Annotated in this window: 14 protein-coding genes; 2 read left to right on the top strand and 12 right to left on the bottom strand. The window is 62.1% G+C overall.

The window, feature by feature from the left end:
- Nucleotides 1-11: 11 nt before the first annotated feature.
- Nucleotides 12-1,415 (bottom strand): NorM family multidrug efflux MATE transporter, encoded by a 1,404-nt coding sequence (locus AO240_RS02195; protein WP_099235003.1) that lies wholly within the window; start codon nucleotides 1,413-1,415, stop codon nucleotides 12-14.
- A 150-nt stretch (nucleotides 1,416-1,565) separates the two neighbouring features.
- Between AO240_RS02195 and AO240_RS02190 the strand changes: the two genes are divergently transcribed.
- A complete protein-coding gene (locus tag AO240_RS02190; protein ID WP_099234988.1) occupies nucleotides 1,566-2,486 on the top strand; it encodes a LysR substrate-binding domain-containing protein in 921 nt (306 codons plus the stop codon).
- Nucleotides 2,487-2,661: 175 nt separating this feature from the next.
- The gene (locus AO240_RS02185) at nucleotides 2,662-4,638 is read left to right on the top strand and encodes a methyl-accepting chemotaxis protein (RefSeq protein ID WP_099234987.1); all 1,977 of its coding nucleotides are present in this window, start codon (nucleotides 2,662-2,664) and stop codon (nucleotides 4,636-4,638) included.
- A 15-nt stretch (nucleotides 4,639-4,653) separates the two neighbouring features.
- Here the strand turns inward: AO240_RS02185 and AO240_RS02180 are convergent, their stop codons facing one another.
- The 11 genes from AO240_RS02180 to AO240_RS02130 all read right to left on the bottom strand — a co-directional run bounded on the left by AO240_RS02180 (nucleotide 4,654) and on the right by AO240_RS02130 (nucleotide 21,085).
- Nucleotides 4,654-6,096, bottom strand: coding sequence for a VWA domain-containing protein (locus AO240_RS02180; RefSeq protein ID WP_099234986.1), 1,443 nt, complete (start codon nucleotides 6,094-6,096; stop codon nucleotides 4,654-4,656).
- Between the two features lie 66 nt (nucleotides 6,097-6,162).
- A complete protein-coding gene (locus tag AO240_RS02175; RefSeq protein ID WP_099234985.1) occupies nucleotides 6,163-6,675 on the bottom strand; it encodes a hypothetical protein in 513 nt (170 codons plus the stop codon).
- A 10-nt stretch (nucleotides 6,676-6,685) separates the two neighbouring features.
- Nucleotides 6,686-7,414, bottom strand: a complete 729-nt coding sequence (locus tag AO240_RS02170) for a hypothetical protein (RefSeq protein WP_058413824.1) — start codon at nucleotides 7,412-7,414, stop codon at nucleotides 6,686-6,688.
- Between the two features lie 33 nt (nucleotides 7,415-7,447).
- Entirely contained in the window at nucleotides 7,448-8,998 is a 1,551-nt protein-coding gene (locus AO240_RS02165) for an SUMF1/EgtB/PvdO family nonheme iron enzyme (protein WP_099234984.1), read from the bottom strand.
- On the bottom strand, nucleotides 8,988-10,211 hold the full coding sequence (locus tag AO240_RS02160) for an ABC transporter permease (RefSeq protein ID WP_099234983.1): 1,224 nt from the start codon (nucleotides 10,209-10,211) through the stop codon (nucleotides 8,988-8,990). The genes AO240_RS02165 and AO240_RS02160 overlap by 11 nt, the downstream gene beginning before the upstream one ends.
- Nucleotides 10,195-10,908, bottom strand: a complete 714-nt coding sequence (locus AO240_RS02155; RefSeq protein WP_099235002.1) for an ABC transporter ATP-binding protein — start codon at nucleotides 10,906-10,908, stop codon at nucleotides 10,195-10,197. Before AO240_RS02155 ends, AO240_RS02160 begins: the two co-directional genes overlap by 17 nt.
- A gap of 10 nt (nucleotides 10,909-10,918) precedes the next feature.
- Entirely contained in the window at nucleotides 10,919-12,898 is a 1,980-nt protein-coding gene (locus AO240_RS02150; protein ID WP_099235001.1) for a vWA domain-containing protein, read from the bottom strand.
- A 14-nt stretch (nucleotides 12,899-12,912) separates the two neighbouring features.
- On the bottom strand, nucleotides 12,913-13,932 hold the full coding sequence (locus AO240_RS02145; protein ID WP_099234982.1) for a hypothetical protein: 1,020 nt from the start codon (nucleotides 13,930-13,932) through the stop codon (nucleotides 12,913-12,915).
- Between the two features lie 3 nt (nucleotides 13,933-13,935).
- On the bottom strand, nucleotides 13,936-16,656 hold the full coding sequence (locus AO240_RS02140; protein WP_099234981.1) for a putative virulence factor: 2,721 nt from the start codon (nucleotides 16,654-16,656) through the stop codon (nucleotides 13,936-13,938).
- Nucleotides 16,653-19,721, bottom strand: a complete 3,069-nt coding sequence (locus AO240_RS02135) for a virulence factor SrfB (RefSeq protein ID WP_099234980.1) — start codon at nucleotides 19,719-19,721, stop codon at nucleotides 16,653-16,655. The genes AO240_RS02140 and AO240_RS02135 overlap by 4 nt, the downstream gene beginning before the upstream one ends.
- A 17-nt stretch (nucleotides 19,722-19,738) precedes the next feature.
- Nucleotides 19,739-21,085, bottom strand: coding sequence for an SrfA family protein (locus AO240_RS02130; RefSeq protein WP_099234979.1), 1,347 nt, complete (start codon nucleotides 21,083-21,085; stop codon nucleotides 19,739-19,741).
- Nucleotides 21,086-21,154 lie beyond the last annotated feature (69 nt).

The raw sequence follows: 21,154 nt of genomic DNA, 5'->3' as shown, positions 1-21,154 counted from the left end.
AGCCCACCCTATTAGTCGGTCTGCATCGCCTGGAATTCAGTGCGAACGTCCGGCTCCTGGCGAATCATGCGCTTCATCTTTGCCTCAAACGCCCACGTCAGGCTGACGGCCGCGCAGGCCAGGCCCAGCGCCAGGCCCCACCACACGCCGGTTGGCCCCCAACCCAAGGTAAAGGCCATCAACCACGCGGCGGGTGCGCCGATTAACCAATAACAGCCCAAGCCCACCAGGAAGGTGGTTTTGGCGTCTTTCAGCCCGCGAATGCAGCCCATGGCGATGGTCTGCACGCCGTCGAACAGTTCAAACCAGGCCGCAACGGCCAGCAAGCTCACGGCGAGCACGATGACATCGTGAAAGGCCGGGTCGTTGTGGTCGAGGAACAGCCCGATCAGCGCGTCGGAACACAGCCAAAACACCGCCGCAAACCCCAGCATCACCCCCGCACCAAAGCCTATGCCGACGCGCCCGGCCATGCGTGCCTGGAGCAATTGCCCGGCGCCGTAATGCTGGCCGATGCGCATGGTTATCGCGTAGGACATGCCCGCCGGCACCATGAACGCCACTGAGACAATTTGCAGGGCGATCTGGTGCGCGGCCAATTGCGTACTGCCCATGGTGCCCATGCACAGCGCCGCAAAGGCGAACAACCCGACTTCCACCGCGTAGGTGCCACCAATCGGCAGGCCCAGCCGCCACAGCTCGCGCAAATAGTGCGTGTTGAGGTGCAACAGGCCTTTGCCGAGCGGGTAGGCCGCGTAGGCGCGGTCAGTGCGGATGTACCACATCAGCGCCAGGGCCATGCAGTTGGCGACAATCGCCGTGACCAGGCCAATGCCCATCAAGCCCAGTTTGGGCAGGCCGAACATGCCTTCGATCAGCGCATGGTTGAGCAAATAGTTGAGCACCGTGCCGCACAGGCTGATCACCATCACCGGTGTGGCCTTGCCGATAGCGCTGGTGAACCCGCGCAACGCCATGAAGGTCAGGTAGCCGGGCAGGGCGAATGGCAAAATCGTCAGAAATTGCCCCGCCGCGTGCACGTTGGTTTCGGTCTGGCCAAACATCAGCAGCACGGGCTTGAGGTTCCACAGCAAGAGTGCGGCGCCAATCGCCATCAGCCAGGCCAGCCACAGCCCGGCTTGGGTCAGGCGCGTCGCGGCTTGAATGTCGCCAGCGCCATGACGAATCGCCACCAGCGTGCCAACCGCCGCGATCACGCCGATGCAAAAAATCGCCACGAACGAATAACTCGCCGCGCCCAAGCCGCCGCCCGCCAAGGCTTCGGGGCTCAGGCGGGCCATCATCAGGGTGTCGGTCAGCACCATCAGCATGTGCGCCAACTGTGAGGCAATCAACGGCCCCGACAGCCGCAGAATGGCCCAGAGTTCGCTACGCACCGGATGCTGCATGTTCATCACGCTCAACAAGTCAGAGGGTTTGGGAGGGCTTGATTCTCGGCGCTCCTGACGCATTACACAAAAGGATAAAAGCGATCGTTCGCATGACTAAAACTCATGCCTGCAGATTCTGATAGGGTTGGTTATTGCTCTGTCAGGAGGTTTTTTATGTCGCGCCGTCTTCCTCCGCTGTATGCCTTGCGCGCCTTCGAGGCCGCGTCGCGGCACAACTCGTTCACCCGCGCGGCGGCGGAACTGTCGATCACGCAAAGTGCGGTCAGCCGACATATCCGCACGCTCGAAGAACACTTCGCCTGCCGCCTGTTTCAGCGCAGCGGCCGCAACTTGCAACTCACCGAAGCGGCGCGCTTGCTGTTGCCCGGCGTGCGCGAAGGGTTTGCGGCGCTGGAGCGGGCCTGCGATACCCTGAACACCGAGGACGACATCCTGCGCATGAAAGCGCCGTCGACCCTGACCATGCGCTGGTTGCTGGCGCGGCTCAGTCGCTTCCGTGCCTTGCAGCCAGGCAATGAGGTGCAACTCACCAGCGCGTGGATGAGCGTGGATGAAGTGGACTTTAATCAGGAACCGTTCGATTGCGCCGTGCTGCTCAGCTACGGGCATTTCCCGGCGGACTGGGACGCCTGCTACCTGTTCCCGGAACTGTTGATACCGGTCGGGGCGCCGAACCTGCTCAGTGACGGGCCGTGGGATGCCGCGCGGCTGGCGACTGCGGAGTTGTTACACCCGACGCCCGACCGCCGCGATTGGCGCAATTGGCTGCAGCGCATGGGGCTTTCGTCTCACGTGTCGCTCAAGGGCGGGCAGGTGTTCGACACCCTCGAACTGGGCATGATCGCCGCCGCGCGCGGTTACGGCGTGTCCATGGGCGACCTGTTGATGGTGGCCGAAGACGTGGCCCAAGGCAGATTAAGCCTGCCGTGGCCGACCGCCGTGGCAAGTGGTGAGAGTTACTACTTGGTGTGGCCAAAAACCCGCCCTGGCGGCGAGCGTTTACGGCGGTTGGCGGAGTTCCTGCAAGGTGAGGTTAACGCCATGCAATTGCCCCGCGTTGATCGTCTGGATTGAACTTTTTTTAATTTCTGGTGTAATCGCATGCGTTATATCCCCCTGAATCGCTCAAGTATTCCCGGCGCCCGCCGAAGCAGGTGTGTTGGAGCAACCATGCGCCAACGTTTTTCACTAGATAATTTGCCGTAATGCTATGAGATCAGGATGATCCTGGCCTCGGCCAGGAGCTGTCATGTCTCAACCTCGCGCTCGGATCGCCTCACAATTAGGCCTCGCACTGGCCATTATTCTGGCTGTCGTTATCAGCGGCAGTACGGTTTTCGCCCTGCGTTCCCTTGACTCCGCCAACCTCGCCATTCGCCAGGAACACTTGGCCAGCGAGGCGCGCTTGCTCGCCGACCAGCTCAATACCTTCCACAGCACCTTGCGCGAGAGTACTCAGCGTTTGAGCGGGCTGTTTGAAAAGCGCTTCGGCGCAGGTTTGAATGTGCGCGTGGACCAGCCGGTGGCAGTGGCCGGCACACAGACCCCGAGCCTGTTCCTGGGCAGCAACCTGCTGAACAACGATTTCGCTGAGGTCGATGAATTCAAGGAGACCTCCGGCGGCGTGGCCACGGTGTTTGTGCGCAGCGGCGAAGACTTTATTCGCGTGAGCACCTCGTTGACCAAACAGGATGGCAGCCGCGCCATCGGCACCGTCCTCGACCACCAGCACCCGGCTTATCAGCGCCTGCTCGGCGGGCAAAGTTACGTGGGCCGCGCGGTATTGTTCGACCGCTCCTACATGACCCAATACACGCCGGTACGTGATGCGGCCGGCAAAGTGATCGCGGTGCTGTTTGTCGGCTTCGACTACACCAACGCGCAGAATGTGCAATTCGACAACCTCAAGCGGTTCCGTATCGGCCAGACCGGTTCGCTGGCCCTGTTGGATGAGCAGAAGCGCTGGCTGGTGCCACCCGCAGGCGTGCAGGCACTCGACCAGGCGATTCCGCTGATGCTCGATTTGGCCAGCAAACCCGGCGAAGGCAGCTTCTGGAGCGACAAAAACGAAGACTTCTACAGCGTCTCGGTGCCATTCGAAGGCGGCCCGTGGGCGGTGGTAGCGAGCATGCCGAAATCCGAAATCCGCGAGGTGACCTGGGCCGTCGGTATTCGCCTGGTGATCGGTAGCGTGCTGGCGATGTTGATCGCTGTGGGCGCCGCGGTCTGGTTGCTGCGCAGTAAATTGCAGCCCTTGAGTGACCTCGTGCGCCAAGCCGAAGCCCTCGGCGCCGGTGACTTGAGCGCACGCCTGAATGTGTCCAGCCATGACGAAATCGGCCAACTGGCGCGTAGCTTCAACCAGATGGGCGAAGCGCTGTCGACCATGGTCTCGCATATCCGCACGGCGGCCGAAGAGGTCAACAGCCGTGCCCGGGCGTTGTCCGGTTTGTCCGGTGGCGCGTATGACGGCATGGAGCAACAGTCTGGTGAAATCACCAGCATGGCGGGCGCGGTAGAAGAGTTCAGCGCCACCTCGCTGAACATCGCCGATAACATGGGCAACACCGAGCGGCTGGCGCAGGAAAACGCACAGCAAACCCGTATTGGCCGTACCTCGATGCAAGAGGCGTCGTCGTCCCTGGAACATATCGCTGCGGCGTTGAACAGCACGGCCACGGTGATCAACACCCTCGGCCAACGCTCGCAGGAAATTGGCGGGATTGTTGGCGTGATCACCTCGATTGCCGAACAGACCAACCTGCTGGCGCTCAACGCGGCCATCGAAGCTGCGCGCGCCGGCGAGCAAGGCCGCGGCTTTGCGGTGGTCGCCGACGAGGTGCGTAACCTGGCCTCGCGCACCCGCCAAGCCACCGACGAAATCTCGGTGATGATCCAAAGTATCCAGCAAGAAACCGGCAACGCCATCAGCACCATGGAGCAAGGCAAAGTGCTGATGCAGGAAGGCTTGTCGCGCAACGCCGACGTGGCTTCAGCGTTGGCGCGTATCGACGAGCAAAGCCGCTCGGCCGGGCAGCAATTCGCCGCCATCACCACCGCCACTCAAGAGCAGAGCAGCACCGCGAACGTGCTCAGTAGCAACCTGCAAAGCATTGCGCTGGCCAACAGCGAGCAGCGTGAAGTGGTGTCGAACCTGGCGATTACCGCCAAGGAACTGGAAACCCTGGCGGCCGGGCTGCGCCAGGAAGTCGACCGCTTCCGCTGAGATTGACCGCAGCGCTTATTTGCAATTCGCGCTGCTGGACACTTCCCTGGTCGCCAGCTTCAGCGCATTCGCCAACTCTTTCGCGTTGCTGCTGGCGTAGGTGCGCCCGCCGGTGTTTTCGGCGATACAGCGCGAGGCGCCGCCCACCCCAATGTTGACCACATTGACCCGCAGGCGCGGCTGTTGCTGCGCGATCCGGCGTGACACCGCGCAGGCGTCACGATCGCAGCCGTCCTCACCGTCGACGAACATCACGATCATTGCATCACGGTTACGCCCGTCCACGGTGCTGGCGGCTTTTTCCAGGCTGGCAGCCAGCGGCGTGCCGTCGTTGCCGATCAGCCGGCGAATACCGGACATCAGGCGCGGACGATCACCCAGCCGAAAAACCCCATGGTCTGGCGTGCTTTCGCAGCCTTGGAAGGTAATCAGGCGCATATCAATTTTCGGGTCCAGCGCCTGGATCATGCCATTCAGCGAATCGGCGGCCACGGCCATGCGGTTTGGCGGCTGGAATATCTGTCGTTTATGAGGTGTGTCGCGGTGTTGATTGGCTGGGTTGCCGAAGAACCAGTCCTCGTCGGCCTTCACCGCGTTGATGTTCAACATCATCGAGCCGGACGTGTCGAGCACCACCACGAACTGCGGCGTTTCGACGGCCGGGCCGTCCTTGCGGCAGGCGTAGTTGTCCAGTGAAGGCGGTTGCGCAGGCTTGGCCACCGGCACCGGTTTAGGCGGCGGAACCGGCTTGGGCGGCGGCGCAGGTTCTGGTTCTGGCTCTGGCTCGGGTTCTGGCGCAGGCGCAGGCTCCACCACGGGAGCAGGCTCGGGCTCCGGTTCGGGCGTGGCCACAGGCGCGGGTTCGACGATAGGCGTCGGGGCCACCGGTTCAACCACCGCCACCGGGCGCCAGAACCACCAGGCCCACAGCGCGAGCAGCAGCAGTAACAACAGCAACAAACCGAGCAGCAGCGCAGCCAGGCGCCAGCCTTTGGAGGTGGCGACGGCGGCGGCCACCGGCGCGACCGCCGCTGGTGCAATCACCGGCGGCGGCAGCACTTTGGGCGGCCGTGGCGTGTGCCAGCGAATCACCAGCGGCTCGCCGTTGAGGCTGTAAAGATCGCTCACGGTCGGTTCGCCAACCAGCGCCTCCAGCGCGTGGGCGTCGCTTGGCTGGTCGCGTTTTTTCAACGCGTCGACAAGCTGGCTGATCGCGTCCTGGCGTTGCTGGTAGGTTTGCAGCAAACGTCGCTGGCTGTCTGTGTCCAGGTCGGCGTAGGGCGTTGGCTGGCCGCCGAGCTCAGTCCACCATTCGACTGCGTCATCGGCGCCCGTGCGCGGGATCGCAAATAGACTGGCAGCCACCGGCGGCAGGTGCCTCTGGATCAGCGCGAGGGTGTTTTGCAGCGCGCTGGTTCCGTCCGGGAAGGCTTGCGTGTCCCTGATGACCCGTTGCATGAAGGCAACTCCTGAAAATGAAGCAGGCACCCCGCAAGGTGCCTGCAAAGTGGCAAACCTTAAGTTTTACTCTTCGTAGCCGAGGCTGAACTGCAGTTGGTTGACCTTTTTCTGCAAGGTTTTCAGCTGTTCCTGCTTGGCCGCCAATTGCTTGGGCGTGGCCGAACCACTCGGCGCTTGCGCCTGGTTGGCCTGCAATTGCTGCTCAAGGCCAGCGATTTGCTTTTGCACATCGCCCTGGTTGGCGCGGCGTTTTTTCAGCGTGCCGAGCAGTTGCGCCAGCGACTGGTTCAACTGCGCCTGCGCCTGCTCTTGGGTGGCGAGGTCACGGCGGCTGTTGGCTTGCTGCGCCTGAATATTTTGGTACACCTGATGGAACATTGCGTTCTCTTCACGCGAGGCGGTCAGGGCGGCTTCTTTCTGCTTGATCTGGTCGCTGTAGCCGCCGGAGTAATCGCAATTCATTTTGGTCAGCATGCTGCTGTCACGGTTGCCCGCGTCGCAGCTGCCGGGCGGTGTGGCACAGCCTGCGAGTGCCAGAATGCCTGCCAGCCCGAGCGCGTATTTAACAGTCTTCATCAGGAAGTTCTCAGCCCAGGGTGATTGCGGAACGTTGGTTGTAAAGCCCGTCGACTTCTTTTTGCAGCGCAGCAACTTTCTGGTTCATTTTTGCGATGCTCGCGTCCACTTGCTCGACCTGCGCGCCGGCACCGTCCTGGCGCTCCTGTTGGGCAACCTTGGCGTACTCGGTGGCTTTGCTGCGCATGTTGGTCAGGTCTTTGCGCATGCGCGCGATGTTGTTGTCGATCTCGGCCAGGTCGGTTTTGGCCTTGGCGGTGTTGAGTTTCTTGACGGCCATGGCCTGCTTGATCTGGGCGATGCGCGTTTGGTCATCGTTGATCACTTGCTGTGCGGTCGCTGTACGCGCGATGACATTCTGGGTGTCGAGTTGCACGTCATTGTTCATCTTGGTCAGGCGCTGGCCGGTGTTGGAGTATTCGCTGCGGCGCTGGTCCAGGTAATAGTTGGCGCCCATGGCCACACCACACGTAGCAATGCCGGCCGCGATCGCGCACACGGCCTTGTTGCTGCTGTTAGACAGCGCGCAACTGAGGATGCCGATACCCGCGCCCACGGCGCAGGCCTGATAGCCGGACTTGCTGAAAAACTGCGCGTCGGTGCCTTGGGTCAGGCGCGGGTCGGTCTTGCCGCCGTCGAGCATTGAACTGCCGGTGCTCGCACAACCGCCCAGCAACAGGCTACCCGTGAGGATAACGGCGATCTGTAGCTTGAAACGAGTCCAGAGGCTGCGTGACATGGTGTTGCTCCTGATAACGGTGTTGGCCATTTGTTATTGAGTGACGGATTTGCAGCTTTTCAGCCAGGCTTCAGTGTCGATCTTCTGTTTTTGCAGGAAGGTCTTCTGGTTGGCCCAGTGGGTGCGCAGGTACGGTTTAAGTTCTTGCAGTTGTTTGTTGCGCGAGATGATTTCTTCCATCACCGGCACCTGTGCTTCGAGCAGTGGCTGGCCGTACAAGGTGCCCGATTCCACCAGGCTGCTGGCGTAGTAACGGCTGAGCTTGTGCAGGCGGTCTTTCTGTTCGTCGAGCTTGCCTTTGCGCATGTCGCAGCTGGCGTCCTTGTCGGCGGCTTCGCAATTGAGCGCGTAGTTCTTTTGCAGAAAGTCCACGTACTGGCCGTCATCAAGCATTTTGGTGCACAGGAAGGCACCGAGGTTAAGGCTGGCGCGAATCGCCTGGTCGCGGGTTTCTTCCTGCTGCTGGTTGCTGGCACGCAACTGGTTTTCCAGCGCCTGGAGTTTTTCCTTGAGGGCTTTGTCTTCGACGCCCGAGGCCAACGTGCTCAGGGCCTGAGCGGTGCCCGGCGCCGCTGAGGCGCCCGCAGCGCTGCCGGTGCCGAGTTTCTTCCAGCTACTTTCGATGCTCGCCACGCGTTCGCGCGAGGTCAGGGTTGGCGACACCAGCGCCAGGCGCAGCCCGGTGGTTTTGTTTTTCACCTGGCCCTCGGCGTTGTAATACGGCTCTTCCTTGCGCTGGGCGGTGCGCAGGTCGGCCTGGGCGGTCAGGTAGTTGCCGCCGCGCACCACGTAGCCGCCCGCCTGGCCGTGTTGACGGTCGAGTTTGTTCAGGCGAAACGGCTCGAATATCATTTCGTCGGCATTGCCGAGCATGTCGTGCAGGCCCAGCGGGTTGGGCTTTTGCAGCCCGCTCAGTTGCAGCTTGCCGTTGGACGACTGCGCACCGGCAAACCACTCGTAGGCGTTCAGCCCGTCCGGCATCGGGTAGCGGGTGTCGCGAAATTCTGCGGCGCCGACTTCCATGCCACCGCGCGCGGCGAACTCCCATTCAGTCTCGGTGGGCAGGCGCAGGAAGCCCAGCGTGCCGTCTTCCTTGGGCAACTTGTCGGCGGCGTTTTTGCGCAGCCACAGGTTGTACTTATCGGCGGCCTCGACCGCCTGCACCCAACTGATCGAGACCTGCGGCAAGCGCATTTTGGTCGACGCGGTGGGGCAGGTCGCTTCGGTGAGGGCCGCGTATTGCAGCTCGCTCATTTCGTACTTGGCCAGCAGGTAGTAGCGCGACTTGTCGCCCTTGGCTGCGGTAAAACTGCCGGCAATGAACGCCGGGCGAGTTTGCTCGACGTAACCGTATTCCGCGCCGTCCTGGCCAATGTTGATCGGGTAATCGTCGAGCGGCCCCGCGAGTGGGATGAACACCTTGCGAAACACCATCGAGCCGTCGCACGGCATCGGCAGCACCACGTCGTTATCCGCCGGCATCGGGTTGTAGTATTTCTCGTCCCAACCGGCGGCCGAGGCCTCCAGCGCACAGCCCAGGCTGAGGCTCAGGGGCAATAGCCAGGCAACACGTTTATAGCTCACGCAAACTCTCCGCAGGTTCGATACTGATCGCGCGCACGGCGCCGATAACGGCCACCAGCCCCGAGACCAAAAAGGTCAACAACAGGGCCGCAAGGCCATGCCCGATAGTGATGTGGCACACAAACGTGCCAGTGGCCTGGCTGCCGCCCAGCAAGTGGTCGAACAACTGGCTGCCGATGAAATAAAACAGCAGCCCGCCGAGGTAGCCGGCCAGGCTGAGCAACAACGCTTGCAGCACCACGAAGCCCGCCACCGCTGGCCGGTTGAACCCCAGCAGGCGCAGCACCGCGAGGCTCTTGCGCTTGCGGTCGATGTTGGCCAGGAACGCGCCGACCATCGACGCCACGCAGCCGATCAACGCCGCCAGGGCGATCACGCTGAAGATCAGCCCGAGTACGTGGTTGATGGCTTTGACGTTATCGATGTCGGCCAGCCGGCTCGACGTTTCTATCCGTTGCTCATTCAGCCAGCGCTCCAGCGGCGCGACGTGGTCGATGTCGCGGGCATACACGCGGGCGCGCGCATACAGCGGTGGCAGCGCCCCCAGCGGTTTGCCGGTGTCGACACCAAAGGCGCTGACCTGGTAGCCGTCGCGAAAATGTTCGAGGCTCAGCAGCAGCGCTGGCGCCACAAAACCTGCGGCCCGCCCGAAGCGTGCGCTATCAAGCACCGCCAACACGCTTAGGTTCAGCTCACCGCGCTCGCTGCGCCCGTCAAGCCGGCGCTCGGCGCGCAGCCGCACGCTGTCGCCGGCCTTGACCTGCAGGCGTTGCGCCGCGCGGTCGCTGAGAATCACTTGCTGGCCGCTGGGCGCAAGCGAGCCCGCGCCCAGTTGTGGGTCGCCAGCTTCGGTGGGGATTATCTCGGCGCCCTCGACGAACCGCTGCATGCCCACAAACAGATCGGCTTGAGTGTTCAGCGTGCGGGTTTGGCCAATTGCAAAGCCGGTTTCCGGGCGCTGCCGCAGGGCTGTGATCCAGGCGCTGTCATAGTTGCCACTGCTGAGCATTTTGATTTCGAGGTTGCGCGGGTCGCGCAGCAGTTCGTCCTGCAACTGGCTGACCACGCCGTGCTTGAGGCCGAACAGCAACAGCAACGGCGCGATCACCGCCACTAAGGAGGCGGCGATGCACAGCGAGACCTTGCGGTCGTGCCAGAGGTCTTCCAGGGCCAGCTTGCCAAGCAGTTTCAGCCGGTCAATCCATCGGTTCAAACCGCGTCTCTCCCTGACGGCTGACTGCGCCCAAGCGCGGCAAGCCAAAATCTTTCAGCAGTGCCCAGTCATGCGACACCACCAGTGCGCTCAAGCCGAGGTTGGCCACCAAACTCAACAGCAATTCAAACAACCGCCGCGCACTGTGCGGGTCGAGTGCGGCGGTGGGTTCGTCGGCCAGCAACAACTGCGGTTCATGCGCGATTGCGCGCACGCAGGCGACGCGCTGCCGCTCACCGATCGACAATGCCTGTGGGCGTTTGTCGAGCAGCCCGCCCAGGCGCAACACCTCAACCGCATGCTCGATGTGCGCACTGTGCAGCGGCATGCCGAGCATCTGGCGCGGCAGGCTGATGTTGTCGCGCACGTTGAGAAACGGCAGCAAGCCACCGCTCTGCAAAATAAACCCCAAATGCTGCGACCGCACAGCGGCCAGCGCCGGTTGATCGTTGTGTGCAAGCAATTGGGCTATATCCAGCGGCGGCTCACTCGGCGCGCGCGGGCTTAGCTGAAAGCGCCCGAGTTCCACCGGCGCCAGCAGCAGGCCGAGGGCTTCGAGCAAGGTGCTCTTGCCGCAGCCGCTCTCGCCGGTTATTGCGAGAATTTCCCCGGCACCGACCTGCAAGCGCGGCAGGCGCACCTGATGCGCTTGCGCACCGTCGCCTCGGCGCACCAGCAGGTTGTCGATCTCAAGAATGGGCATGGGCTTACGGCATCATTTCCAGCGGCACCGGGTACACGTTGTCCCGAGCGTCGCTGTCTTTGGCGAGGGCGACCCAGCGGTCGACGTCGGCGTTGTAACGTTGGTAATGGCGAAGTTTGGTGTTCAGCGTGCGAATGAATTTTTCCTGTGCCAGGCCGTCCCAGCTCTTCCAGGTTTCTTCATCCAGGTTCAACACTTCACTCTGGTACGGCAGGCCTTCGAGGTACTCACCCAGTACGCCCATGTCCGCCAGCTTGGCGTTGCTGTTTTGCTTGAGCTGGTTAGGGTCGGCGCCCATGGTCGCGGCCACCGAGCGCAGGCGGTCAAACATCTCGGTTGGCGAAATCAGGCCTTCGTTGGCGGCGTCGAGAATCTGCTTCATCACCGCGCTCAAATCGCTGAGCTGGGCTTTGGTCAGCAACACCCGCACATCGGTGGTCGGGATGTTTTGCTTGATCAGGTCGCGGTCAGTAATCCAGGCCTGGAACACCGGCGGCGCCTTGCTATTGGTCTTCTCGCCGAGATAAGCCAACTGCATCGCATGGCCGATCAGCGCGGCGTCTTCGAGCATCTTCTTGTCGCCGGGTTCTGCCTTGGCGTTCAGTGCACTGCCGATCGCGTCTTCGCCCAGGTAGGCGGCTTTTACCTGCGAGGTGATCGCAGCCGCCAGCGAGTCGACCTTGCGCCCGAACTCTTGCACGTCACCGGCGTTCACCGGGTAGTACAGCGACGTGTTGGTGCCGGGGTAGGTCGAGAGGTTCTGGTACTGCGCCTCGGCTTTGCTGTGGTCCTTGATGCCCGCCGGGGTTTTCAGGTGCAAGGTGTAAATCGCTACGCCGGGGTTGGCCGCTTCGAGGCGAACCTGTGACGCGCTGAGGCCGGTTTGCGAGAGTTTGTTGTCGCCCTCAATGGCCCCGGCGTCGGTGATCAGCACCACGTAGCGCGCGCCGAACTGGGTCCAGTCGACCTTGTCGATGCTGTGCATCACGCCGGCAAACGCATCTTCATCGAAGCTGCTGCTGGAAACCTTGGCCTGTTTGAGGTCGGCGACTTTGCTGAGGAAGTCGGCGCTGTCTTTGACCTGATTCGGGTCAGCGTACATTTTGCTCACGTAGTCCAGGCCAGGCACCGCCTTGGTGCTGGAGCGGAACGCGACCAGGCCGAATTTAACCTGTTTGCCGAGGTTCTCCGCTTCGATCTGCTGGTAAACCTTGCGAATCGCCTCACGGGTGCGGTCGATGTACGGGTCCATCGAGATGGTCGAGTCGATGACAAACACCACCGCCGCGCTGAATTCCTTCAACTGGCTGCTGGCGTTGGCTTGGGCTGCAGCCGGGTCGGTACTGCCTGCGTTGCCGGTATTTTTGGCGTCGGCCTCATCGGCCTTGCTGACCGAGGCGACGTTGAGCAGGCGCGTGCGAAAACCGCCTTCGGTCATGACTTCTTCGCCACTGAGCACCGGCAATAAATAGAACTGCTTTTGCAGGTCGACAAAGTAGGCCGGCTCTTCAGCCAGCACGCCGGGCGCCGGTTTACCTTGTTTGAGTGCTGCGCGCAGCGGTGCGACTTTGCTGACCGGGTCTGGCGCATCAAGAATCCCTTCGACCGTGGCGCGCTCTTTGAAAAACAGCAAGCGGTCACGGTTGGCCGGGTTGGTGAAGGCCAGGGTCAGTTGCATTTTCCAGTCGGTGGTACACGCCGCCGGTAACCAGCCAATGGTTTTGCCATAGCTGTCGGGGCCGACTTTCAGCCATTCGGCATTGGCGGCCTGCGCACGCTCATACACGTAGAAGCGGCTGAAGGTGGGTTGCGTCGCACCGGGCGCGCCCCCTGCGGCGGGGCTGACTTTGCAGCCGGGGGTGGTCAGCACGCGCTGGAACAGGGTTTTTTTGCCTTCCTGGATCAACGGCTTGTCGTCGGCGCTGGCCAGCGAGCTGATGCTCAAGGCCAGCAGGGCGGCGGCGCCCAGCGCGCAGCGGTGCAAAAACGTCGGGGTGCTCACGGTTGCAACTCCTCGAAACGCTGTTTGGCTTCGGCGTTATCCGGCTCGTGGCCAAGAATGGTTTCGTACCAGTACGCGGCGGTGGCGTTGTCTGGTTTCGGGAAGCATTCGCTGGGTTTCAGGTACTTGGGGTCGTATTCGCGGGCATACGCATTGGCGATCAACATGTCGCCGCCTTGCGCACGGTTGGCGTACAAACGCTGGGCTACACCGCAATGTTTGTTGGCTTTGGCGGCTTCGATAATTTCCAGCAACTGCGCGCTGGCCGGTGCGGCCTTGATGCAGCCTTGCACGAAGGCCAATTCCGGCTGGCTGTTCATGCTGGCGACATCGCAAGGTTGCGCTTCAGTGGCCGCAGGCACAGGTTCCACTTTGGGCGCCGGCACCGGCGTTGAATTGCGCAGCCACAGCCAGGCCGCCACGGCAGCCAGCAACGCGATGACCACGGCGATGATCACGCCGATCAACAGCTTGTTGTTGCGTTTTGGCGGCAGCACCACCACCGGTTCAGGCTCGGGCTCGCGCGTGGCCACGATCGGTTCGGGCTCAGGCTCGGCCGGTGGCAGCTCCAGCACCAGCTCCGGCAGCTCGGGAATTTCCGGCTCTGGCTCAGGTGCTTGCAGGGTGGTCGCGTCATACGTGGAGCGGGTTTGCCCACCGGCCGTCGACGACAGCAGGCCCAGCCCCGGGCGCACGACGCCGCGGTCGCTGTGGCCGAGGCCTTGTTCGCGCAGCTCGATCTGGAAGTTGGAGTTGCCGCTGCCTTCCAGCAACGGGTTCACCACATCCGGGCCTACCAGCGTTTCCAGCGCATCGTCGATGGCGTTGAATTGGCTGACCTTGAACCAGAACGGGTTGTTGCTCCACTGCTGGCGGTCTTGCAGGTAAAAGTGGTCCTGGTTGCGCTGGATGGAAAACTCCAGCTGCTCCTGAGCACCGTTCCATTTTTTCACCGCCAACCGCGCCTGACCCGGCACATTGGGTTCTAACGCAAGCAGATCTACACGAATGGGCATTACTTATCTCGCTGTGAAGGCAGTGAGCACGTGGCCCAGCCGTTCATTCTGTTCAATGGTGATTTCGCGCCCGGCGCCATGGCCGGCGTTTTCCACAGTGATATACGCCAGGCCCGAGAGCCAGTCGCCGAGGAACCGCTGCGCCTGGTTTGCAGGTTGCGGCGGCAGTTGCGGCAGTTGGCCCGGTGCGACATCGGTGTAGAACGAAAACAGCGGCGCCTTGGCACCGGCGCGGCTGTTTGGCCGCTCGCTGACAGGCTTCTGCAGGTAGCCGAACCACGACACGAAATCGCGCAGCACCAGTTGCACTTCCAGCACTTGGCGCTCCACCAACTGGTCGCGACGCGCACCGCTCTGAGCACGCTTGAGCACGGCGCGGCTGAGTTGGCCCGGCAGGTCGTAGCGGTAACCTGCGGTAATCAACTCGTCGACCACCGCTTCGATCAGCGAGCGCTCAAGACCCAGCAGGCTCATCAGGTTCTGGCGCGTGGTCAGCTCGCGTAAATGCGCGATCCAGGCTTTAAAGGCGGCCTTGGCAAAACGGTGTTCGTTGCTTTGCAGCTCCGGCACCGGCGCAGCGCTGGGGGCAGTGCTGGCGGCGGGTGCGTCGTCGTTGAAACTGTCGCTGAAGTCGAAGTCAAACCCGGCGCTGTCGCTGTACAGGCTGTTGCTTGGAGCAGCGGCGGCCGGCTGGCTTTCATCCGCCGCGGTGGCGTCGGCGTCTTCATACACGCCGCTGAGGTACAGGTCGCGGATGTGCTCGCCGGGCATGTCGAGTTGGTGGATAAACTCGCCAAGCACTGTGGCACGCCTGCCCAGGCCGGTCAGGACTGTCTGCGCCTGGAGCTTTTTGGCTGCTGCGGCGCCATCGCCATCGGCGTGGTACCACGTGCTCAGGCCATGCACGGTGAGGCTTTCGATGCATTCTTCAAGTTGCTCGCGAATGCGCGCCAGCTTGAACTCGATATTCGCCACGCCGTTGAAGCTGCTGCCGAAATAGCGGATGCCGCCATCGTCGAGGCGCAACATCTCGGTCCAGGCTTTGCCCGGGTTCTTGATGTGCCGCCCAACCAGTGCGTTTTTGGCGAAGCTTTCGCCGAGGCTGTCGATGCGCACCTGGTTGTCGGGGTTGATGCCGATTTCCGGGCCGTTTTTATCCTGCTGGATAAACCCGGCATTCATGCGTGGCTTGCGCACCAGGTAAGTATTCTGGAACGGCGTGCCAGCCCAGTCGGTCATCCACGGCAGGCTGCCGAAGCGTTCGAGCATGGTCAGCTTGACCATGCCGTTCCAGCCTTCGTCGTCCTGGTCGCGCTCTTGATTGAGGCCTGTGGCCACACGCAGGTCGAGCATGGTCAAGGCCCAGATCAGCCCTGCTTCACGCTTGCTGCGCGAGGCCGGCGTCGGGCCTTGGGTTTTGTCGATCCAGCGCGTGAGCACCGGGCCTACGTCGTTCACATCACTTTGCTTGGTCGAGCTTGTGCACACCACCAGCGCGTTCATTTCCTGGGTATCGGTGTAGCGCTCGAACAGGTAGGCGACCTTGCCGCGCAGAATCAACTGCGCCACGGAGTTATCCTTGGTGCTTGATTGCGGGTCGCTGGAGTCGGCAATTTCAAGCAGGTTTTTGCGCCCGCGATAGCCTGGGAAGTCCAGCAGGTCGACCTGATTGACGAGGTCATCAAGCGGCGCTTCAAGCAGCACGAAGGTCATCTCGGCGGTGAGTGCCGCCAGTTGTGCGACCGGGATGCTCTGGCTGCTGTGCAAGCGGCCGTCGGTATGCGGTCGCACATTGATCGGCAAATCCAGCGGGGTGCCAAAACGTTCGAGAATGTCGACGTTCATGATGTTGTCGCGCTGGTGGTAAGCCTCACCGTTGAAGCTGATCAGTGCTTCGAGCGGCGCGAAAACCGTTTCGGCCAGGCCAAGCTTGTGCAGCGCGCCGGCCAGTTGTTGGTAGGCGCGTGTCAGCTCGCGCTGCTCGCCCCACAGGATCGACAACAGCTCGGCGCGTTCCTGGAAGTTCAGGCGTGGCGCCAGTTGCAGCACTTTGGGCCAGTACGCGTGCTCGAGTTTTTTCACCGAGTTGGGTGCGGTCTCGCGCATGTAGTCCCACAGCGAGACAATATCGTCAGCGCTGACGCCTTTCTGCAGCGGCGCGTTTTCGCGCCCTTCGAACGGCTGAAGGGCACGCTGAATGCGCTCTTCGTCGATCTGGTAATTGATGCGCTCAAGGTCGAAGTCCTTGAACCAGGAGTTGGCGAGAATCTTCGCCAGCTCGATTTCACGGAACAGCTTGAGTTCGATCGGGAACTGCGAGTCTTCGCCCGGCTTGGCCCGGCGGCTGAAGCGCGTCACCAGGCCGGTGGCTTCCTTGCCGCCGCCGACCGGGTTGATGTGCTTGATAAAGTCCAGGCGCCGCTCGCCGAGCTGGGTTTCGAGCTTGCCGTTCTGGCCGGCCGCGAGCGCCGAGATCAAGTACGACTTGCCGGCCTGCGACAGGCCGAAAAAGCCAATCGTCATCGGCGTGGTCGCCACGCGGCCCAAGCTGTGGGCCAGGTTGCGCGCACGGTGCAGGCGCACATTGAGGTTGTCCGCCTCGCTGTCCAGGCGCGGAGCGTTGACGCGGGTCTGGCTGATCCATTCCAGCGCCTGACCGGCACCTTCATAAACAGCGGCCCAACTGGCAGACAGTTGGGTTTGCTCTGGGGTCAGGTCATTCATTTGCGTTTCACACTTCCACTGTCGAGCCAGTATTTGGTCTCGCTCAGGCCGGCGTCGAGCATGGTGTTGAGTTCCAGTTCGAGGTCGCTGCGCGGGTTGAAGCTGACATTGCTGCTATTGGATTCGATGCCTTGCACCACCAGCCGGTCGCTGACCAAGCCCTGCTTGCGCGTGTGCTTGTCGCCGGCCTTGACCTCAAAACGTACCTTGAGCAATGGCGCGGCACCGTCTTCACCGACGGCGCGCGAGAACTTGTCGCGCCCGGCGTTGGTGAAGCGCAGGGTGTACAGCGGCGAGGCGGCCCAGCGTTCTGCGGCGAGTTGGCGGAAGCCCAGGCGCAGGTCGCCGCGCATTTCCAGTTGCGGCGTGTCGGCGTCGTCACCGGCACCGGTCACAGGCAGCTTGATCTTGTAGTTTTCGGGCTCGGTTTCGATGTTGCGGTACAGCACGTCGGCGTCTTTGATCACGTTGTTCTGATCGATGGTGCCGATGTGCTTGACGGTCGAATACGGCTTGAGCGCCGAGGCGCGGAAGTAGAAGTTCGGCACGCTGTGGTTGGCGCACAGCAGGCAGAGCATGGCCCCCACCGACGCGGTGCTTTTCGGGTCGTCGATACGCCCGTTCTTGTGGAACGGGTACCAGCCGCCGGTGCGGTAATTTTGCAGCGCCAGAATGCGCCCTGGCGGCAACGGCAAGACCTTGCGAATAAATGCCTGGATACCCGGCAGGCGCGATGGCCGGCCTGTCAGTAACAGCATGTCGCACGGGTAATGCGCGACCACTTCACACAGCGCGCCGAGGATCTTGGTGATGTTGATCTGATCGTTGAGGAACGCAGCGTGGAGCTTTTGCAGGTCGAAGCTGATCGGCGTGGCGTACAGGTCAAAGCCGTTCTGCGCGCCGACGTCGCGGCGCACGGCGCTGTGCACGTAGTCGAGCACGGACTGACTGATGGCGTCGTCGCCCAGCAGTTCGCGGTAGGAACGGGTGTTGAGTTCAACCTGGGTCTGCGGGTCGTAGTGCTCGTATTCCTTGAGCAGCGCGAGCGCCAGCGGGGTGAACACTTGCAGGTTGAGTTGCTGGCGCAGGATCACGTCTTTGGCGTCGATGTTTTCGGCGCCGCACAGCCGCGACATCAGCGAGTCGGCGGATTTGACGCCGGCACTCTGCAAGGCTTTTTCGAAGCTAGGCAGGATGAAGTCCTGAATCACATCGAGCACGATGTCATCGCCGGCCACCTTGAAGCCGTCACGAAAGCGTTGCTCCGGCACGATGTGCACGTTGCTGCCGGTGCTGTTGTTGCCGGCGCGGTCGAGGCGGTAATCGGTGATCACCAGGTCTGTGGTGCCGCCGCCGATGTCGATGGTTGCGAGGGTAATCCGCTCACGGTCTTTTTTGTCCGGGCGCGCCAGCGTGGCGAAGAACTCTTCCGGGTGGCCGGCGAAGTTTTCGTTGACCTCGGTGTACAGGTACACCAACTGGCCGCAGGACGCTTCGTCCCATTCCACGCGGATACTCGGAATCGGCATGCTCGGCGGGGTTGGCCCGTCTTCATGCGGGCTGTCTTCGCTGTCATGCCAGCCAAGGCTTTTCCACACCAGGCCGATGGCCTGCAACAGGCGCTCATTAAGAATGCTGCGCTCGGCCTGAGGCATGCCCGGCGGCACGGTCAGGGTGATGCTGTTGAGCTGACGCGGTTTGCGCGTGTGGCCCTGGCGTGAGCGTTGCGCCGGGCTGTTGATTTGCGACAGCGCCTGCGCAACCACTTCGGCGAGCATGAAGGTCATCAACGAGCTGCGTGAGTAGCGCGGCATGAATACCGGCAAACGGTCGTCTTCGTCGAGGCTGTAAAGCGCTTCGCCGGTTTCGTTGATCAGGTGCGAAAACGGTGCGGCAGTGGCATAAGGTTCATTGTCGGTTTTTACGTAAGCCGCGTTGAAACGCCAGCCGTGGCCGTAGGCGTTTTCATCCCACAGGTAGCGTTTGGGGCTCGACAGGCCGGTGGAACCTTCGGTGCCGCGACGACGGCTGGCCAGGCGCCCGGCCTCGCTGCCGACCCGCGCAATCGTTGCCCACTGGAACGCATCGTGACGGCCGCTTTTGACCGAGCAGTGGTCTTTGCCGAAATACGCCTGGGCAAATTCGACTCGGCTCTCAAAGGGCTCGTTGTAGGTGTGTTCCGGGGTGATCAGGTCGCGCAGTTCCAGCACGTAGTTTTGCTTGAGCCCGGAACCGGCCTGGCCGTGATTTTCGATCAGAATGCCGCAGGTGCGCGAGTTGCCGACGTCCAGCACCAGGTCGACCTGAATCGGTTTGACCAAGCCATTGGGGTCATTGGCGACCACTTTGATTTCCGGGATATCGACCTTGGCCCTGAGGTTGCTTTGCTGGGACGCCGACGGTTTGGCCAGCAGGCTCAACACATTGAGGTAATGCGCCAAGTGATGGTGGGCGCGCAGGTCGGCGTCCAGTTCATCGCGCGTGCGTTGCACATTGCCTTCGTTGAACAGCTCTTGCAGCCATTCGTTGACCCACGGCTGGCTGAGGAATTCTTGCAGCTCGGCCGAATTGACCGCGAGCTTGAAGGCCACGCCAGAGCTGACGTCTTCTTCGTTCGGCGCCAGGTAAGCGGTGCCGCTGCGCTTTTGCATGATGCGGCTGTCGAACGCCAGCGTCAGACGGTGCGTGTTGCCGTCGATGTCCGCGGCGGGCAGCTTGACCAGGCGCATGCGCGACCAGTTCACCGGGCCGTTGTCGAAACGGTAGGGCGGCATGAACCGGAAGAACGGAATCGGCAACCAGATGCCGTCCAGCAGCTCCAGGCTGCTTTTCATGTCGAGGCTGAACACCGGCTTGGCTTTTTCGATCTTCCCCGGCGCCGGCTCATAGAAGTAGAAGTCTTTCTCTTCGTTGTACAGCAATCGGCAGATGCCAATATTCAAGGGCGCGAACTCGCCGGCCGGCTCCTTGCGGGCGTCCAGGCGCAGCGCGAAATCCATGAACTGGATACCGGTGTCACTGACGAGCGTGACGGTGTCTTCGAATTGCGTGACTTCAGGCAGCATTGGAGATTTTTCCAGTCTTATTCGCCCGTCTGCCGCATGGACATAGGGAATTTTTCAGTTCCATAACCGCCGGTGCAGTCCGCGATACTGGTCGCGCCCTTCCGACAATCGACCTGTGGCATGTCGTAATTACTACCGTCACCGCACACCGCCTGGCCTTGGCTCGCGATCGACAGGCTGCCGCCTTTCATCGCCGCCGACACCGGCCCGGTGCAGTTGACGCCATTGGCGCGGTGCACGGTGACTTCACCTTTGCCGTCCTTGAACGCGTATTCCAGGCGCAGTGGCTTGCCGGTCTTGCGGTCTTGAATGCCGGCACCGGCGCGGTACTGGCCATTGAGAAAGTCGGCGGCGCCGTCGGCTGCTGTCGGCGGAATGCTCAGCGCAGCGCCGGCGGGCGGTTGCGGGGCGGGTGCTTGCGGGGTTTCAGGCGGTGTTGGCGGCGTCGCGTCTGGCGTTTTTGGCGCTTCGGCGGCGGGCTCCGGTGCTTCGGCTGGCGGTTCGTCGGCGGCTTCGGCTTCGGCGCCGGGTTCGTCGGCGTTTGCGGCGGCCTCGCCACTGGCGGCCGGCTCCTCGACAGCGCCATTCACGGGAACGCCGCTGCCAACCGTTGCAGTGCCGTTCACGCCAGTTACAACGGGCACTTGGCCTGTAACGTAGGGTGTTTCACGTTCAGTCGAGGTGATGCCCGGCACTGTCAGCACCACGCCGGGAATGCAGCCGCGCAGGCTGAGCAGCAGTAGCAGCAGCAACAATAATGGCAGCAGCCATAACCACCACCAGCGGCGCCACCAAGGGCGCACGATCACCGGCGGCAACGGCGTGGCGACAGGCGCCGGCTCGGGTGGCAGTTGAAAATCCAGCGGCGCCGCTGGTTTCGGGTAAAGGCACATGAGCGGGTCGCGATTGGCGTCGGCATTTGCATGCTCGAACCCCCAAAAGGTCAGCACCGGTTTGCCCTGCACCAGGTACACGAAGTTTTCGTCGGGGAAGTGAATGACGCGCTTGAGCAACTTGCCAAACACCGCTTTATCGCCGGTATTGGTATCGCCTTCCGGGCCAATAAAACGCTGGCTGAGTTCCTGCAGGGAGGTTTTCAGTCGTTCGAGCTGTTCGCGTGCTGGCGCACGCTCTTCTTCAGTCGCGCTGGTCCAGGGAATGACGTCGCCGTCTATATCGCTGTACCAGTCGATCTGGTTGCCGAGTTCGTCACTCTGCGGAACGGCCAGGTGCTTGACCAGTTCCGGGTCTTTGCGACGAATCGCTTCGCGCAACTGCAGCGCCGCGCGATATACCGGTTGACCGGTTTCGCCCAGGGCTGTGTAAGACCCGCTTTTACCACTGCGTAACAATGCCCCGCGCATCCAGACTCCATATGCTCATGTGCGCACAATGACAGGCGTAATGCCTGTAACCGCTCCCTGATTTAGATG

The organism is Pseudomonas sp. ICMP 460 (genome assembly GCF_002723595.1).
Lineage (GTDB): Bacteria > Pseudomonadota > Gammaproteobacteria > Pseudomonadales > Pseudomonadaceae > Aquipseudomonas > Aquipseudomonas kitaguniensis.
Note: the sequence above shows the minus strand (reverse complement) of the source record. Positions and strands in the feature narration are given on the sequence as shown.

What these genes read in the sequence shown, in the direction of transcription:
- AO240_RS02195 (WP_099235003.1), bottom strand. Translation starts at nt 1,415, where the DNA reads ATGAACATGCAGCATCCGGTGCGTAGCGAACTCTGGGCCATTCTGCGG.
- AO240_RS02190 (WP_099234988.1), top strand. Translation starts at nt 1,566, where the DNA reads ATGTCGCGCCGTCTTCCTCCGCTGTATGCCTTGCGCGCCTTCGAGGCC.
- AO240_RS02185 (WP_099234987.1), top strand. Translation starts at nt 2,662, where the DNA reads ATGTCTCAACCTCGCGCTCGGATCGCCTCACAATTAGGCCTCGCACTG.
- AO240_RS02180 (WP_099234986.1), bottom strand. Translation starts at nt 6,096, where the DNA reads ATGCAACGGGTCATCAGGGACACGCAAGCCTTCCCGGACGGAACCAGC.
- AO240_RS02175 (WP_099234985.1), bottom strand. Translation starts at nt 6,675, where the DNA reads ATGAAGACTGTTAAATACGCGCTCGGGCTGGCAGGCATTCTGGCACTC.
- AO240_RS02170 (WP_058413824.1), bottom strand. Translation starts at nt 7,414, where the DNA reads ATGTCACGCAGCCTCTGGACTCGTTTCAAGCTACAGATCGCCGTTATC.
- AO240_RS02145 (WP_099234982.1), bottom strand. Translation starts at nt 13,932, where the DNA reads ATGCCCATTCGTGTAGATCTGCTTGCGTTAGAACCCAATGTGCCGGGT.
- AO240_RS02140 (WP_099234981.1), bottom strand. Translation starts at nt 16,656, where the DNA reads ATGAATGACCTGACCCCAGAGCAAACCCAACTGTCTGCCAGTTGGGCC.
- AO240_RS02135 (WP_099234980.1), bottom strand. Translation starts at nt 19,721, where the DNA reads ATGCTGCCTGAAGTCACGCAATTCGAAGACACCGTCACGCTCGTCAGT.
- AO240_RS02130 (WP_099234979.1), bottom strand. Translation starts at nt 21,085, where the DNA reads ATGCGCGGGGCATTGTTACGCAGTGGTAAAAGCGGGTCTTACACAGCC.